Source organism: Okeania sp. KiyG1 (assembly GCF_014132355.1).
In the GTDB taxonomy this organism is placed as follows: domain Bacteria; phylum Cyanobacteriota; class Cyanobacteriia; order Cyanobacteriales; family Microcoleaceae; genus Okeania.
On the sequence record NZ_BLZO01000085.1, the window covers coordinates 172,382 to 189,421 of the forward strand.

Here is a 17,040-nt window from a genome sequence, read left to right on the forward strand (position 1 = left end):
AGGGAGCAAAAACCTTGCACTTTTTTAGTAAACGCCTTGACTAATATCTTTAATATATAAATGCTTTTAGATTTAATCAGTAAGCCCTAATTAAACGAAGTAATACCAATTAAATTAAAATCAAGACTGACAGGTATTAAGCCCTAAAATTTTACAGATATTTTGAGTATAGCTTAGTGCTAACCCCTGTACTATTAATTCTCAGACATTAAGTATGAGACAAGAGAGATAATTTATACAAAATCATGAATAAAAAACAACCATCATCCTTATGGAAATCAATGACTGACAAGGCATCAACAGTCAGAGAAAATATTGGTAAAAAAGTATCTAAAGCGGGAAAGTCGATCGGTGAAAAAGCTGCCAAAACTGCTAAAAGTAAAGCTTCAGAAATGGAAGAAATTATCAGTAATAAAACATCAAATGTTGATAACTTTTTTAGAGAAACTGTTAAAGAATCTACCTTGGGAAAACAGCAAACTAATTCTGAATCATCGCCAGAAATAGAAAATGATTTAGAACAAGAAGAAATATATCATATCTTTGTTGCTTATCAGGTTGCTAGTCAGGGAGGTACTCAAAAAGTAACTCTTAAATCAGGTAAAAGCTATAATGTGAAAATTCGCACTAATAGTACTGAAGGTTCTACTTTACGATTAAAAAAATGCGGTTTACAAGGAAATGATGCCTTTTTAGTTTTACATACTTTTTATAATCCTGAATTTAACCTAGACCGTCGGATGAATAATTTGATAATTAATTCATCAATTTATGAAAGAAGCAAAACTAGATGTTTAGAAGCTTATAACAGAATTAATGCTGGTTTATATGTTTATGATTTAGCAGCACTCAATCTATTAGATTTTCTTGTTAACTCTTCAAATATAGATTCTTTAATTGGTTTACGCTATACAATTGCCAGTGAAAATTCGCGGTGGATAGGTATTGATAAAAGTTTGGCAGAAGTTTTAGAGTTTGCCAATTTAAGCGAAGCTAAAAAATACCAAATCAAGAGTATTTATCAATATATTAAAGCAGCAGATCCTTTGCCTAAATTAGATGATTTTCAACAGTTAAATGCAATGATTTTAAATTCAGCGATCGCTTCTGAACTAAAAAATAAATATTTATTGGCAAGTGCTACATCAACTGGGTTAAGGATAGATATGTTAATTGTAGATTTGATTTACAATAGCCCAGAAATAAATGATAATCAGCGTCGGAAATATTTATCGTTCTATCAACAGATTAAAGAAGGTGCAAAAGTGGCAGATAATTTTATTTCAAAAAGTTTAGACGCGATAATTATTCAGGCAAAAATTCCGAGAATATGCAAGATTGTATATCAACTTCTAAGAGAAAGATATTTTGAAATAGAAATAGAATTAGAAAGGCTAGACAGGAAAGAATTTTATTCAGTTTTTAGCAAATTCAAGAAAGTAGAACAGTTTGTCAAACAGGCAGAAAATCCAATCAAAACTACAAATAGTTTCGGGAATATTGCCATTCAGAAAGGAATGTTAATCGAGGAAGCAGATGATGCAGTAGTTAGTGGTGGTGTTGGAGTATTAGCAGGAGTAAAAGTATTAAAAGGAGGAGAAGCTTTAATTGGGGCCGTAGGTTTAGCAGCGATCGCCTCAACTTTAGAAATGAGTACTCAGGAGAAAATTAAATTAGGAATTACTGAGGAGGGAAATTTTTCTGGGGAGGTTGCTTATAGTGGAATTATGAATGCTATTAATCAAGTTAGTTGGATAATTGGTGATGGTGGAGAAAGAAAATTAGAGCAGAAATTAGATATTTTCGGAATGTTCAAAGGTAGTCAGGATAAAAAGCAAATTTTGCAAGAATTGGAAACTAAATTGTATAGTTCAAATTAATCAACAGTATAGGGTTTTAAAATTAGATGATTCTGTATTTATTATCCAAGATTATCAAGGTTATATTTACAGAGATGGCAGTAGTGGAAAAGTATAAATTTTAATCGAAAAAATTAGAGTAAGTAAGGGAGTAAAAGCGTCTACAAAAACAAAAATAGTTACATTGAAAGATGAGCAAATTTTAGATAAATTAAATTCTCTACAGGTAGCAGATGAAGTATATGTGTTTGAGAGTTTAAAGAAAGTTGATGATGTTAATAGTCTGAATTTTCCTGTTTCAAATAATTATTTATGGCCGATATGCTTAGAGGGGGAAAGGTTGATATTTCATGCTGCTAGATTAGAGCAATTAGAAGTAGGAAATAGATACGGAACGGGACAATTAATAGTTATGAAGTTAGTTATTAAGAAATTTTTTATCGATAAACCCCCTTCAATAATTCAAAGGGGTTATGAGATTACAGTGTGTTACAGATGGCCTGTTTATAATGACTTCAGCTTGCGTTTGAGAGTTTAGGCTGTACCTAGTCAGCAAAGCCTTTGAAATAAGAGGGATCTACTGCAAATGTCGGAATAGGCTCACCTTCACGCCGAGCCTTAGCACACTTAATTAGGTAATCATTGACTAAATTTCCAACTGCTTCAGTCAAACTAAACGCTAATCCAGATTGAATAACCGTACCCAACCCTGGAATTAATTTAGTCAAACTTGTTGCAAGCATTGTACCTGCTACTTGAGAAATCATAGGAGCAAAATAAGCTTTTACTCCTTCTTCAGTAAAACCGTACAATACAGTTAAAGATGCTATCATTCCATACTGAATTCCTGTAATCCATAAAGAATCGCTAAGTGGAATAGGATCAGCAGCAGCTACTGCTGCAGCTACTGCTGCTGTATGAATGATAGTTTGGGCCTTTCCCTGTTTGGATTCTAAATCAATTAATTGTGCATTCATAATAGCTTCCTTATAGGCATCAGGCATCATTTTTATAGTTAGATTTAGTAATTTTTTGAGTTGCTTTTGGCTTTGTTTCTTTTTTTCACTTTCTATAGCCTCTGAATAGCCAGAAGTGGTAGATTTTAAACTATCATCATCATCATCATTTAGAAAGTCTAATGCCTCATAAGGTTCTGGTATATAAACAAAAACTGGAATAATTTTTTCTTTTGAAATATTTGCATCTGTCAATGTTTTAATCATCTCTTCAAGTTGTTTTTTACTCGTTCTGTCTACTTGAGTAATAATAGTAATGATATTTTTAAAACTCTTAATAAAATCAGTATCTGACTCTGTTACTCTTGCCAACGGCCCATGAATAGTATACCAAATCATATGAATAGAACTATCAGGATTATTTTCTTTTGCTTTTATCCATTTTTTAGTTTCTTCTGTTAGCTCACTTTGAGCTTTATCATGTTCAAAACCTTTAGAATCCCAAACGTTAATATTAGGATTTTTATATTTTTCAAACCCTTGAGTCATTGGTTTACCATGACCAATTAACTTATCATCTACAGTATCTTTTCCAAATAAACTCTGAATTATTGAAGTCTTTCCAGTTCCCGTATAACCACAAACAAGTATATTAGGTACAGCTTGTTTTTCTTTTTCTTTAAAATACTTTTCCAAAAAATCCTTAAGATTCTCAGAGCTATAGCTTCCGTTCATATATTAATATCCTAAGTTAATATTCTAAGTATTATCAAAACAGTGAGAAGTACGAAGTTTAAATTATTACAGGCTTTTTGAAAATATTGACCTGTTAAATGTCAATTTTTCATCCATAATACATCCAAATGAAAAAGTTAAAAGTGTAATAATTTTACTATCATAACTTACGGAGGGGATTCCGAAAATCTGGTTTTTTCGTAAACCCATTAAACATCAATCATGCTAATAAGCTAAAGTGTTAAATTATTTAGTTCAACAATTTTTTATGTTTGAAAGACAGCTTGCAAAAAAGTTATTGTTAAAACTGCTCTAATCTTCATAAAACATAGTTTTTATCTTCTGACTATCCCCAAAAAATAAGCTATCGCCCCATCCCAAAAACACACCTTGAGGTATTTCTACAGCTCAAACATTAGAACAGCTATAGCACTATAGTTTTTGATTGGAAGCTCACAAAATGTGACTGACTGCCATGAGAAAACTATAACGTTATAGTTGAGACACTTCCACTCCCCAGTTAATCATTCTGAACGCCACCAAAAAATGGAGAGTGAGGTAGGTGAGTAGCAAAAAATCTCCCCTTTACCCATAATAATTGGAGGCTCACAAAATGTAACTGACTGCTATGAAAAAACTATAACGTTATAGTTGAGACACTTCCACTCCCCAGTTAATCATTCTGAACGCTACCAAAAAATGGAGAGTGAGGTAGGTGGAGAGCAAAAAATCTTCCCTTCACCCACAATATTTGGAGGCCCACAAAATGTGGCTGACTGCTATGAGAAAACTATAACGTTATAGTTGAGACACTTCCACTCCCCAGTTAATCATTCTGAGCGCCACCAAAAAATGGAGAGTGAGGTAGGTGAGTAGCAAAAAATCTCCCCTTTACCCATAATAATTGGAGGCTCACAAAATGTAACTGACTGCTATGAAAAAACTATAACGTTATAGTTGAGACACTTCCACTCCCCAGTTAATCATTCTGAACGCTACCAAAAAATGGAGAGTGAGGTAGGTGGAGAGCAAAAAATCTTCCCTTCACCCACAATATTTGGAGGCCCACAAAATGTGGCTGACTGCTATGAGAAAACTATAACGTTATAGTTGAGACACTTCCACTCCCCAGTTAATCATTCTGAGCGCCACCAAAAATGGAGAGTGAGGTAGGTGAGTAGCAAAAAATCTCCCCTTTACCCATAATAATTGGAGGCTCACAAAATGTAACTGACTGCTATGAAAAAACTATAACGTTATAGTTGAGACACTTCCACTCCCCAGTTAATCATTCTGAGCGCCACCAAAAAATGGAGAGTGAGGTAGGTGAGTAGCAAAAAATCTCCCCTTTACCCATAATAATTGGAGGCTCACAAAATGTAACTGACTGCTATGAAAAAACTATAACGTTATAGTTAAGATACTTCCACTCCCCAGTCAATCATTCTGAGCGTTACCAACATAGCACTATAGTTATTCATTAGACAGGACTTAGGTCAAAGTACTATATATAGTAGATAAAAACTATAGCACTATGGTACATATAGTGGTTTTCTCGGAAAAAATCCCTTAGTCCTGACTAGAATAATTTTCGATTATCTAGCCAGAAAAATTTGCTAGGCGATCGCCCCATCCCAAAAAGACAACTTGAGGTATTTCGCCTGGTCAAACATTAAAGCTATAGCACTATAGTTTTAATTCTCCATATCTAACATTAATTCCTGAGTCCAAAAAAGAGAAAATCAGAGGTTAAGCTAATAACCCCCGACCATTTTCCAATGCGGATGGCGAGACTCGAACTCGCAAGGCAAAGCCACACGTCCCTCAAACGTGCGCGTATACCAATTCCGCCACATCCGCTTAAATTAGTATTAATATCCCAGAAACTAAATCAAACCTAAAAATATTCATTAGATTCGAGAATATTACCTAACAAAATATAATAGTAGCACAAAATCATGAATTTTCTACAACAGATTTGCAAATATCTTTTTTCACCTACTTACAACCTACAACCTTCTTCATTTCATCTTCCCTAAAAAGCCAAAAAGTCTTATCCTAGCTGAATATCTAGCGAAAAGCAGAAAATGCGGTTCACTAAAATCTTAATAGCCAACCGAGGCGAAATAGCCCTACGCATTCTCCGCACCTGCGAAGAAATGGGCATAGCAACCATCGCCGTCCACTCAACAATAGACCGCCATGCTCTCCATGTGCAAATGGCGGACGAAGCAGTTTGCATTGGTGAACCCACCAGCAGCAAAAGCTATCTCAACATTCCCAATATCATTTCAGCAGCCTTAACTCGGGATGCCTCTGCCATCCATCCAGGCTATGGCTTTCTAGCAGAAAATGCCCGATTTGCAGAAATTTGTGCTGACCACGACATTGCCTTTATTGGCCCTTCACCAGCAGGGATTAGGGCGATGGGGGACAAATCTACAGCCAAAGAAACCATGCAAAAAGCTGGAGTTCCAACAGTTCCAGGAAGTGATGGTATTCTCACAGATGAAAAAGAAGCAGAAGCGATCGCTAAAAAAATCGGCGTTCCCCTGATGATCAAAGCCACTGCTGGAGGAGGGGGACGAGGAATGAGACTGGTTCGCCAAGAAAACGAACTGTCCAAACTGCTTCAGGCAGCTCAAGGAGAAGCAGAAGCAGCTTTTGGTAACTCTGGAGTCTACATAGAAAAATTCATTGAACGTCCACGTCACATTGAATTTCAAATTCTAGCCGATAGTCACGGAAACGTTATTCACCTGGGAGAAAGAGACTGTTCGATTCAGCGTCGCCATCAAAAGTTACTAGAAGAAGCTCCCAGTCCAGCATTAAGTCCTAAACTACGTCATAAAATGGGAGAAGCTGCGGTAAAAGCAGCCAAGTCCATCAATTATATAGGTGCTGGCACTGTAGAATTTCTCCTAGACCAGTCTGGTGAATTCTACTTTATGGAAATGAATACTAGGATTCAAGTAGAACATCCAGTCACAGAACTAATTACAGGACTTGACTTAATTGCCGAGCAAATTAGAATTGCCCAAGGAGAGAAACTGCGACTAACCCAAAAGCAGGTAAATTTTAATGGCCATGCAATAGAATGCCGAATTAACGCTGAAGACCCAGACCATAATTTTCGCCCCCATCCTGGTCGCATTAGTGGTTATCTACCACCGGGAGGTTTAGGAGTGAGAATGGACTCTCATGTTTATACAGACTATGAGATTCCACCTTATTATGATTCTTTGATTGGTAAATTAATAGTTTGGGGACAAGACCGTCCTACTGCCATTCAGAGGATGAAACGCGCTCTCAGGGAATGTGCTGTGACAGGAGTTCCCACAACTATCAGCTTTCATCAAAGAATTTTAGAGACTCCGGAATTTCTGGAGGGGCAAGTATATACAAACTTTGTTGAGACTGTGATGAAACCTGAGAGTAGTAAATAAGTAGGGCTTGCTGAATAAAAGTGTAATCAATACCTGTAAAGGCTTCCAGGGTTAAAGATTGCTGAGGGGGTGTAAGGTTTTTGGCTCAATTAGTCTCAAAATGCTCATATTTTTCCCCTGAGTATCAGAAAATTTGGCCGTAGTAGATAGTCTAAACTGTTCCCAGTTAAGTGTTCCCTATCATCACCATCAGACTTTTGAGCGCAAGCCCTAAGTAAGTTGACGCAAAAAAAACTAAGTATGTAACAAAAAGTAAAGTGGATCTAAAACCTCTTCCCTTCTGCCTTCTGCCTTCTGCCTCCTGCCTTCATTAGCTACAGCATCATTCTCAATAAACCTTGCTGGCCCAAAAGCAACTCTCGTAATAAGCTGAAAATACCTACCCAAATAATCGGACTAATATCTACTCCACCTAGAGGAGGCACAATTTTCCTAGTGGGGGCTAAAAATGGTTCTGTCGGCCAAAAAATCAAATTAAATGGAAGTTGATTAATATTTACCTGGGGGTACCATGTGAGAACTATTCGGAAGATAAATAAGAAAGTCATTAACCCCAGGATAATGCCTAGAGTCCAATTAGCTAATGTCAGATAGTCCATAAGACAATAAAAAAATTAAATTTAGTCAAGTAAAAATTAGCTTTAATTGATTGTATTTCAAATTATCTCAACGTTGGTTAAAGACCCGCGCTTTCCATCCTCACTTATTTACCTAAATAAAACGGGAGCATGAAAGCCATCGTCTTTTAAGCGATGGATGAAAGGCGAGGAGTCGGATTTTTAATCCGATGTATTTTATTCTACCGAAAAGCAACGTTGAAGGCCCCCGTGTTTGAACTGTGGGGATAAAAACAAGGGAATCGTTGAGACTAGACAACTTTAGTTGTCCTCTGTTACTATAATCGACAATAACTTTTCATTCCGCCCGTTTCAAATGTACTCTTGTCAGCAAGTTTTAGTAGGTAAAAATCCCGAATTAATTCCCATTTTAACGTTCTTGTGCGAACAGTCTCACAAGCTTACTAACATGGGAATATATTATGGTCGGCAATTATTTTTTAAGTCTCACAAAACTCTGGGCAAGTTTGACTTGGAAAAAGTTTATAAACACAACTATCATTACAAAGTTTTATATTCCCAAGCAGCACAACAAATATTGAGAACTGTAGCGGAATCATTTAGGTCTTATTATAGTCTAATTCAAGCCTACAGAGAAGGAAAAATCTCAGACAGACCAAGGATTCCTAACTACAGAAAAAAAGGGGGAATGGCTGCAGTTAGTTATCCTGCTCAAGCATTAAAACTTAAAGGCAATCAAATCAGAGTACCATTAGGCAATACCTGTAAACGCTGGTTTGGTTTGGATTGCTTTTTAATTCATAAGCCTAGTAATCTAGCATTTTCTACTCTCAAAGAACTGAGGCTATTACCAAGAAACAAATGTTTTTATTGGGAATTTATCTATGAAAAAGAAGTAGTTAAACCTCAATTAGATCGAGACAATGTCTTAGGAATAGACCACGGTTTAAATAATTGGTTGACCTGTATATCTAATGTAGGAACAAGCTTAATTGTAGATGGGAAACAGATAAAATAAATGAATCGTTGGTACAACAAACAAGTATCAACTCTTAAAGAAAATAAACCGACTGGATTTTGGTCAAATAAACTAGCTGCCATTACAGAAAAGCGTAACCGTCAAATTCGTGACGGTATTAATAAAGCAGCCAGAATAGTCATTAATCATTGTTTAAAAAAATCTATTGGTACAATTGTTTTTGGTTGGAATAAAGGTCAGAAAAATCAAATAGAATTAGGAAAGAAAAGTAATTCTGAGTTTGTACCAATTCCTACAGCTAGATTGAAAAAAAGAATAGCTCAATTATGTGATGAGTATGGGATTATATTTATAGAAACAGAAGAAAGCTATACAAGTATTGCTTCGTTTTTAGATGGTGACAATCTGCCTATTTATGGTGAGAAACCCAATGATTGGAAACCATCAGGAAAAAGAATCAAGCGTGGTTTGTATAGAACAGGCAATAATTGGTGTGTGAATGCAGACTGTAATGGGGCTGCAAATATCATCACAAAAGTAAGCAGAAAGCTAGGGTTAAACTTAAGCCGACTGTGTAGGGACACTTTGACTTGTCCCCAGAGAATGTATCTTTGGTCAGCTAAGAAGAAACGGAGCAACACGGATTTATCCTGTTGCGTAGTATCTGCTTAGAATCCGCGTGACTTAAGTCCGGGGAGTAGTCAATACTAACAAAATTTGTACTGAAAAAAATCGCAAACCGCTATAATATTTAAAATTAAAGTAAATTAAATTTTGTGGCAAAGGGCAATAATCCATGACTCCTTCTTTATCAAACTTCTTATTAAGTCTACTGGCGGGAACTCTAATTGTAGTTATTCCTGCTACAATTTTTCTGATATTCGTCAGCCAAAAGGATAAAGTTACTCGTTCCTAGACCCTAAATAATAAACATTTTCCTTTTTGGAGCAAAGGTTAAGTCAGAATACCATTTCCTAGAAGTCTAACAATCACGAATTCTTCTTAGGAATAAACTTTTTTCTGCAATAACTTAACAGTTATGTGAAGAGCCGAAAAGCAAACTATTTTTGGTTTAAGTTTCAGCTAATTTTTTCGACAAAGACAAAGTGAAAGCCTCAGACTATAGAATAGGGGAGACAGTGATATAATTGTCCAAACCTAACAAGCTGAGGTTTTTCTTTGTTAAATTGATGATATAGCAGAAGGCAAAAGGAAAAATATGGCGTTGTCTGAGCTTTTAGCTTTTGATATAACGTTTCTCAAATTGGTCAGATACAGTTTTAGATCCCCCCTAACCCCCCTTAATAAGGGGGGAACCTTCACGCGTCCCCCTTTTTAAGCTATCCCTTATAAGGAACTCCTGAAACCCTTGTGGAAGGGTGGGGGGTGTGGGAAGTAAGAATTTTGTCTACAGTCCTCACTCATAGTGTATTTTTCAATACAATTTTCTCCAGAAAAAGCCGCTCCCAGACTTACAAATAACTTGTCTTTTTGTCAAGTTTTATGTTAAGAAAGATATTTATAAAGCATAGCTTTTTAAGGGGGATAATGGGGGATCGTAAATGTACCTCATCTTTATAAGAAATGCTATATATCAAATATAGTAATGGCGACTGCTATACAATATCCAACAACTCTATTAGACATCTCCAAAAATCCAAAATAAAATCAATTATCACATAGAAATTATCAATTCTTTTTCTGTACGGACGTTGCATGGAACGTCCCTACTGCCTACTACCTACTCCCTCTTTTCTGGAGATGTCTATTAAATAAGCTTTATATCTTTTATATCTACCAAGTAACTTCAAGTCTAGATACCAAGTCAGGGTAGAGATTTTAAACTTGAATTACTAATTTATTACTTAACTTAGGAGATTTATAATGGTCAACTTAGGATTAAATTGGAGTAGTTTGCTGGGAATAATCCTGGCCGTAGCAGGAGCAGGACTATACTTCCTCCGCACATGGCGTCCAAAACTAGCAAGAGACCACGATATTTTCTTTGCAGCAATTGGCTTACTATGTGGAGGTATTCTTATATTCCAAGGCTGGAGACTAGACCCTATTTTAGCTTTCGGTCAGTTTTTGTTAACTGGTAGTGCCATATTTTTTGCAGCAGAATCTATCAGAATGAGAGGTCTTACAACTAAGCAAGCTAGAGAACGTACCCCTATTGTAGATGAAGAAAGACCGGTAAGCCCTGTTTATGGTTATGCAGAATCAGACTTAGATGAGTTAGAACCTTATGAAGAATATCCCGCTAACCGTCGTATCAGAGGTTCTCAAGATTATCGTTCTTCTAGGCCAGATAATTTTGAGGATGACTACCGCCGTCGTCCTCCTAATCGCAGAAGTAGTTATGATAGAGCAGGGGAAACAACCCCAAGACCGCGCAAGCGTAGTCCTCGTTCAGAAGATTATTCTACTAGAGCGTCTTCTGAGTATTGGGAAACTTCTGTAGATTTAGAAGATAAGAGACCTACTTCTCGCAGTCGAGGTAATGTCAGTGATACTAATAGGCCAGAAGATAGACTACCTCGCCCTCGTAGTCGAGATAGTTGGGAGACTTCTACTACTGAAGAAAGGCCACCCAATAACCGTACTCGTCGCCCTAGTCCTGAAGCAAGCTACTCGGAAGAAACATCTCCTAGAACTAGAAAACGTCGTCCACCAGAAGCATCATCTACTGATGGAGGAGCAACATCAGAAAATTATGTAGAGTATACTCCTATGGATTCTGCTGATAGTGATGTTAATGGTTAATTTAAGAAGGCAGATATTCAACAATTAATAATTAATAATTAATAATTAATAATTACCTCTCCTTGAAAAGAAGAGGATTAACGAAAATTTTTTCTTCTCTTGGTCTCATGGATATGGCAAGGTTTCCTCGCCATCCCTCGACCGCTTTTTCTCCTTTAAAGGAGAGGCTTTAAACCTTAATTATTCGGTAAGCATTCAGCCTTCAGCGCTTCCCTGGGGGATGCTACGCAAACAACTATTGTTTTTAGTTTGAGATCAAAGTTTTACGTAAGCATTTCCTGCGGAATGCTGCGCAAACAGCAGTTAGCTATCAACTATTCCTACGGAATGCTGCGCAAACAGCTTTATTACCTTTAAAGGATAAAAAAGCAATTTTATCAAAGCTTCAGAGTACGAATATCTGGTTAAGAATGTAGTAGAAATTAAATGAATGCTTGTTTTATTCATTAGACATCTCCAATAATAAAAAATCAAATCAATTATTGCACAGCAATTATCAATTCTTCCCCTCCTGGGAGGGGAGGGGCGAGGGTTGGGTTCCCTACTCCCTATGCATGGAGGAGATGTCTATTAAAAAGCTGATAGCTGAATGCTTACAGTTTTACTAATTGAAGCATAATTTATACTTACTACCAAAGTCTGCTTTAAAGTCTATATTAATTCCTTCGACTGCTATAAAATGAAACTCTAATTGATTAAATGTATTGTTTAATTTGCTATGCAATTGTATACATTTTAGAAGTTTTCAATTTAGTAAAGAATACAGAATACACATACATTAGCCTCAAATTAGAAGGTACTTATTCTAGTAGTAAAAGTTATTTATTTTACTCAAGTCAAAAGTCTTATTGCTATGATTTTTAGGACTTACCGAATAATTAACTAATTAATAATTAAATAATTCGCGCCTCTGTTGCCTCCCCTTTTAAGGGGAAAAAGCGGTCGTTTGCGTTTGCGATAGCATTCCGTAAGGAAAGCAGTCCGTAGGATGGGATGGCTAGGAAACCTGCGCCATATCCATGAGACCAAGACAGCGGTCGTAGCGGAGCGCACCCGTTGGGTGGGATGGCTAGGAAACCTGCGCCATACCCATAAGACCAAGAGAAGAAATAATATTTCCTTATATTCAATTCCGTTTCTGTTAAAACCAGAGGTAATTATCAATTATCCATTATCAATTATCCATTAATGAAGCACCCATAGGAAATTATAGACCATTTGTAGGGGTTGACGGCCGTTAACCCCTACTATTTGTAGTGGTTATGCGTAAGTCTTGTTATTAATAATTTTATCTACAAAGCTTGCGTGAAGCTAATATAGAGAATATTTGAAAGCCAATTCCAAATACAATAATATAGAGAAATTCAATGTACTATCAATTTTAAGTCTTGTGCTAATAGTTATTAGAAGACGACTGATTGATCTGGGATGTGAAAACCAGATGCTATGAAAGAGGCAATAGAAAATAGTAAAGGAGGGAAAACAGCATTAAATAGTAGCGATCGCTACGGAGATAGGGGGATGGATAAGGGCGCTTTTTTTCTAATAAAAAAACTCAATCTATACTTATATCTCAAATAAAAACACTATATATATATCTACTAAATTTGGCGTTGCATATTTGAGGGATAAATTCTAGTTTCGGAGAAAGGGGAAGTATTAAAGATGAGATTTACCTTTGCCCCAAAAGACATCTCCAATAATAAAAAATCAAATCAATTATCCCACTCTTATTTATCAATTCTTTCCCCCTACTCCCTACTCCCTACTCCCTACTCCCTCTTTTCTAGAGATGTGTAAAGATTCATCCCTTGATTGAGGAATGCCCTAAATTTGATTGACTAAAATTAAACACTATTAACATCATAAGCGCTACACTAAAATCTAGCAAATTTTCAAGGGTTTTACGATGACAATTTCTCCTGCATCTCAGTCATTAACTGACAAATTTCCTCCAATACTTGAATATGATGCAATAGTTATCGGTTCTGGTATTGGTGGTTTAGTTACAGCTACTCAACTTGCAGCTAAAGGAGGCAAAGTTATAGTATTAGAAAGTTATACTATTCCTGGTGGTAGCTCTGGTTATTTTGAAAGGGAGGGATACACATTTGATGTTGGTGCATCAATGATATTTGGTTTTGGTAAGAAGGGTACAACAAATTTACTGACTCGTGCTTTAGATGCGGTAAATGTTAGCATAGAAACAATCCCTGACCCCGTGCAAATACATTATCATCTACCAGATAATTTAGAGTTAAAAGTTCACCAAGAATATGAAAAGTTTATCCAAGAATTAATTCAAATATTTCCCCATGAAAAAAAAGGAATTCGTCAATTTTATGATGAATGTTGGACAGTGTTTAATTATCTCAATTCTATGGAGTTATTATCTCTAGAAGAGTTAAAATATCTCTCCAAATCATTTTTTCAAAATCCTGGTTCTTGTCTGGGTTTATTGAAGTATTTGCCTCAAAATGTAGGTGATGTTGCACGTCGATATATTAGCGATAAAAAATTATTAAAGTTTATTGATATGGAATGTTATTGTTGGTCAGTAGTGCCAGCAGATTTGACACCAATGATTAATGCAGGAATGGTGTTTTCGGATCGCCATTATGGTGGTATTAATTATCCTAAAGGTGGTGTGGGTAAAATTTCTCAAAAATTGGTAGAAGGTTTGGAGAAAACAGGGGGAGAAATTAGATATAAGTCTCGCGTTCAAGAAATTATTATCGAAAAGGGAAAAGCGGTAGGAGTGAAGTTAACTAATGGAAAGGTTTATCGAGGTAAACGGGTTATTTCTAATGCGACGAGATGGGATACTTTTGGCAAGTTAATTCCAGCAGAAAATATACCGTCAAGTGAGAAAAAATGGCGCAGTAATTATCAAAAGTCACCAAGTTTTTTAAGTTTACATTTAGGAGTGGAAGCTTCTGTATTTCCAGAAGGTACAGAATGTCATCATATTCTCTTAGAAAATTGGGAGAAAATGGAAGAATCAGAAGGTACTATTTTTGTCTCTATTCCTACACTTTTAGACTCAGATTTAGCGCCAAAAGGTTATCATATAGTTCATAGTTTTACACCTAGTTATATAGAAGATTGGCAAGGATTAACAATCAAAGAATATGAAGCAAAAAAAGAAGAAGCTGCGGGGCGAGTTATTGATAGATTAGAAAAGATTTTTCCTGGTTTAGATGCTGGTTTAGATTATATGGAAGTAGGAACAGCTCGTTCCCATAAAAGATTTTTAAATCGTGAAGATGGCACTTATGGACCTATTCCTAGTCATAAATTACAAGGTCTATTAGCAATGCCATTTAATCGTACTGCAATACCTGGTTTATATTGTGTTGGAGATAGTACATTTCCTGGTCAAGGTTTAAATGCTGTGGCTTTTTCTGGTTTTGCCTGCGCTCATAAAGTTGCTGTTGATTTAGGATTAAAAAAAGGGGAGTAGGGGAGTTTTCAACAATTAATAATTAATAATTAATAATTACCTCTCCTTGAAAAGAAGAGGATTGACGCGCCACTTTACGGGAAGCTTCACTAACGACCGCTTTTTTCTCCTTTAAAGGAGAGGCTTTAAACCTAAATTATTCGGTAAACATCAGAATAATTAGGGTTTGCTGAAAAGCTGGCACTTTTTTAGACCCAAAAATGCTAAAACCTTTATCTGTCAATGGTTTTATATTTATTCAGCCAACCCTAATTATCAAAAAGGTAATTCAGTCTGTATTAGACATCTCCTATAATCAAAAATAAAATCAATTATCGCACAGAAATTATCAGTTATTTCCTCTTACTCCTTCTTTTCCGGAGATGTCTATTAATTATTTAATAATTGAAGTTTCACCCAGGTATAGCGTGATTTTTGATAATTAGTATAAGAAGAAAAATCCTTGTACTTTCATAGAACTTCTATGGTCTACCAAGGGTGAAAAGTTCTATAATATCTACTCCTTATTCCCTACTATTTTTTCCCTGGTTTCTACTGCCAAAATGTACCCGCTCGACGAGGAAATTTTTGTATGTTTAATCGCCTTAATTTAAGTACACTTAAAATTATTGCAGTGGCAGGATTGATGATATTTGGATTAATTTCTACACTAGCGATCGCTAATTATATTAAAACTGCCAAAATTGTTAAGAATCAATCTATTAATTCTCAATTTGTTCTTAATCAATCTTCTCAAAAAATCTTAAATAATCAATGGATAATTAGCTCTGCTCAAGCTCAGGAATTAGTTGCACAAGGAGCAACAATTTTAGATGCTCGTTCTTGTAAAATATTGAATGCTCAAAGTTTGTTAAATGCAACTTGTATAAGTTGGAAAGAATTTTCTCAGTCTCAATCTCCATTTAAAGGAAAATTACTTACAGATGACAAAATTTTGACAGACAAATTACAATCTATAGGCATTTTTTATAACAAACCAGTAATAGTATTTGGCAATACCATAAATGGTTGGGGAGAAGATGGCAGAATAGTTTGGATGTTACGCACTTTAGGTCATCAAAAATCCTTTTTAGTCGATGGAGGTTTTGCTGCTTTAGTTAAAGCGGGTTTTCCTACAGTTAAGTTTACGAAAAATAATTCTCCACTTAGAGGAGATTTTGTTGTTAATCGGAATAAAAATTGGCTTATGAGTCAGAATGAATTAAAAACAAGTTTAGAAAAAGATAACTTAGTAATTATTGACACTAGACAGCCACAAGAATATGCTGGAAAAACACCCTATGGAGAACAACGTGGCGGTCATATTCCTGGAGCAATTCATATCTATTTTAAGTATTGGTTAGATAATAATGGGATGTTATTATCGCGGGAGAAAATTTTAGAAATGTTGACAGAAAAGGGAATTACAAAAGATAAAATTATTGTGACTTATTGTACGGGTGGTGTACGTTCTGCTTGGTCTACTTCTGTATTGACAGATTTGGGATTTAAGGTAAAAAATTATTCTGGTTCTATGTGGGAATGGTCGGCGAGTAGTGCAGATATTTATCCTTTGGATAGGGAGTAGGGAGTAGGGAGTAGGGAGTAGGGAGTAGGGGAGTGAGGGAGTAGAGGAGTAGGGGAGTAGGGGAGAAATAAACATAAGAATAATTAACATTAACTGAGCTGCTAATTAACAAAAAGGGACTTTGTCTGTATTAATTATTTAATAACTGAAGTGCCACCTAAGTATAGCATTACTTTTGAGAATTGCTATTAAATCCAAAAGAAAAAAAACCTATCCTACTACAGCGCTTTTCGCTCTTGATGAACCACATCGCCATAACCAAAACCCTGTAGGGATGTTGCATGCAACGTCCCTACTGTGGTCTACTGAAATGAAAACCGCTGTAATAAAATTTTTGCTAAAAACCCTAAATATTTTGAGAGCTAAAAACGAAAAATTCAGCTTTTCAAACACATTTTACTTAAACAAATAAACTTGTTAAAAATAGTGGGATAGGTTCAAAAGAAAAAAATTAATGATTAGTGCTTAAGTGCTTAGAGATGAAATTGAATAGTATAGGGTTTCTCAAGTTACTGGGGTACAGTTGTTTTTCTTCTTTTCTATTCCCTACTCCCTACTCCCTAAAACAAAGGAATTTTGTACCTCACGCTTTTTGAGAATTGTTATATCTAATATTTAGATAAAAAAATAGGCAATAATACTGACTAAATAACCATGTATTAAGCAATTATTGCGGTACAGCAATCAGGAA

General features: G+C 35.6%; 11 protein-coding genes and 1 tRNA gene. 9 read left to right on the plus strand and 3 right to left on the minus strand.

Annotation, left to right across the window (positions count from 1 at the left end; translation table 11 throughout):
- Nucleotides 1-245: 245 nt before the first annotated feature.
- Together SAGCYANO_RS18925 and SAGCYANO_RS18930 are read left to right on the plus strand one after the other, a co-directional pair.
- Nucleotides 246-1,880, plus strand: a complete 1,635-nt coding sequence (locus SAGCYANO_RS18925) for a hypothetical protein (RefSeq protein WP_202221481.1) — start codon at nucleotides 246-248, stop codon at nucleotides 1,878-1,880.
- Between the two features lie 163 nt (nucleotides 1,881-2,043).
- The gene (locus SAGCYANO_RS18930) at nucleotides 2,044-2,397 is read left to right on the plus strand and encodes a hypothetical protein (protein ID WP_202221482.1); all 354 of its coding nucleotides are present in this window, start codon (nucleotides 2,044-2,046) and stop codon (nucleotides 2,395-2,397) included.
- Nucleotides 2,398-2,404: 7 nt separating this feature from the next.
- On the opposite strand, the gene SAGCYANO_RS18935 is transcribed toward SAGCYANO_RS18930, so the two are convergent.
- Both SAGCYANO_RS18935 and SAGCYANO_RS18940 read right to left on the minus strand, forming a co-directional pair.
- A complete protein-coding gene (locus SAGCYANO_RS18935; RefSeq protein ID WP_202221483.1) occupies nucleotides 2,405-3,550 on the minus strand; it encodes a GTPase in 1,146 nt (381 codons plus the stop codon).
- 1,779 nt (nucleotides 3,551-5,329) lie between these two features.
- Nucleotides 5,330-5,410 (minus strand) — tRNA-Leu (locus tag SAGCYANO_RS18940).
- 227 nt (nucleotides 5,411-5,637) lie between these two features.
- Between SAGCYANO_RS18940 and accC the strand changes: the two genes are divergently transcribed.
- The gene (gene accC, locus SAGCYANO_RS18945) at nucleotides 5,638-6,996 is read left to right on the plus strand and encodes an acetyl-CoA carboxylase biotin carboxylase subunit (RefSeq protein ID WP_202221484.1); all 1,359 of its coding nucleotides are present in this window, start codon (nucleotides 5,638-5,640) and stop codon (nucleotides 6,994-6,996) included.
- A gap of 314 nt (nucleotides 6,997-7,310) precedes the next feature.
- Here accC and SAGCYANO_RS18950 read toward each other — a convergent pair whose 3' ends face one another.
- A complete protein-coding gene (locus SAGCYANO_RS18950) occupies nucleotides 7,311-7,595 on the minus strand; it encodes a YggT family protein (protein ID WP_202221485.1) in 285 nt (94 codons plus the stop codon).
- A 334-nt stretch (nucleotides 7,596-7,929) separates the two neighbouring features.
- Here SAGCYANO_RS18950 and SAGCYANO_RS44945 point away from each other — a divergent pair, with 334 nt between their 5' ends.
- The 6 genes from SAGCYANO_RS44945 to SAGCYANO_RS18975 all read left to right on the plus strand — a co-directional run bounded on the left by SAGCYANO_RS44945 (nucleotide 7,930) and on the right by SAGCYANO_RS18975 (nucleotide 16,349).
- On the plus strand, nucleotides 7,930-8,592 hold the full coding sequence (locus tag SAGCYANO_RS44945; RefSeq protein ID WP_237396341.1) for a hypothetical protein: 663 nt from the start codon (nucleotides 7,930-7,932) through the stop codon (nucleotides 8,590-8,592).
- Nucleotides 8,593-9,225 carry an IS200/IS605 family accessory protein TnpB-related protein gene (locus SAGCYANO_RS44950; protein ID WP_237396342.1) on the plus strand — a complete coding sequence of 211 codons (633 nt, stop codon included), beginning with the start codon at nucleotides 8,593-8,595 and terminating at the stop codon, nucleotides 9,223-9,225.
- A gap of 124 nt (nucleotides 9,226-9,349) precedes the next feature.
- Nucleotides 9,350-9,469, plus strand: a complete 120-nt coding sequence (gene psbX / locus SAGCYANO_RS18960) for a photosystem II reaction center X protein (RefSeq protein WP_124146589.1) — start codon at nucleotides 9,350-9,352, stop codon at nucleotides 9,467-9,469.
- 968 nt (nucleotides 9,470-10,437) lie between these two features.
- Nucleotides 10,438-11,319, plus strand: coding sequence for a Ycf66 family protein (locus SAGCYANO_RS18965; RefSeq protein ID WP_202221486.1), 882 nt, complete (start codon nucleotides 10,438-10,440; stop codon nucleotides 11,317-11,319).
- 1,909 nt (nucleotides 11,320-13,228) lie between these two features.
- Nucleotides 13,229-14,782 (plus strand): carotenoid isomerase, encoded by a 1,554-nt coding sequence (crtH, locus tag SAGCYANO_RS18970; RefSeq protein WP_202221487.1) that lies wholly within the window; start codon nucleotides 13,229-13,231, stop codon nucleotides 14,780-14,782.
- A gap of 571 nt (nucleotides 14,783-15,353) precedes the next feature.
- On the plus strand, nucleotides 15,354-16,349 hold the full coding sequence (locus SAGCYANO_RS18975; protein ID WP_202221488.1) for a sulfurtransferase: 996 nt from the start codon (nucleotides 15,354-15,356) through the stop codon (nucleotides 16,347-16,349).
- The last annotated feature ends 691 nt before the right edge of the window (nucleotides 16,350-17,040 follow it).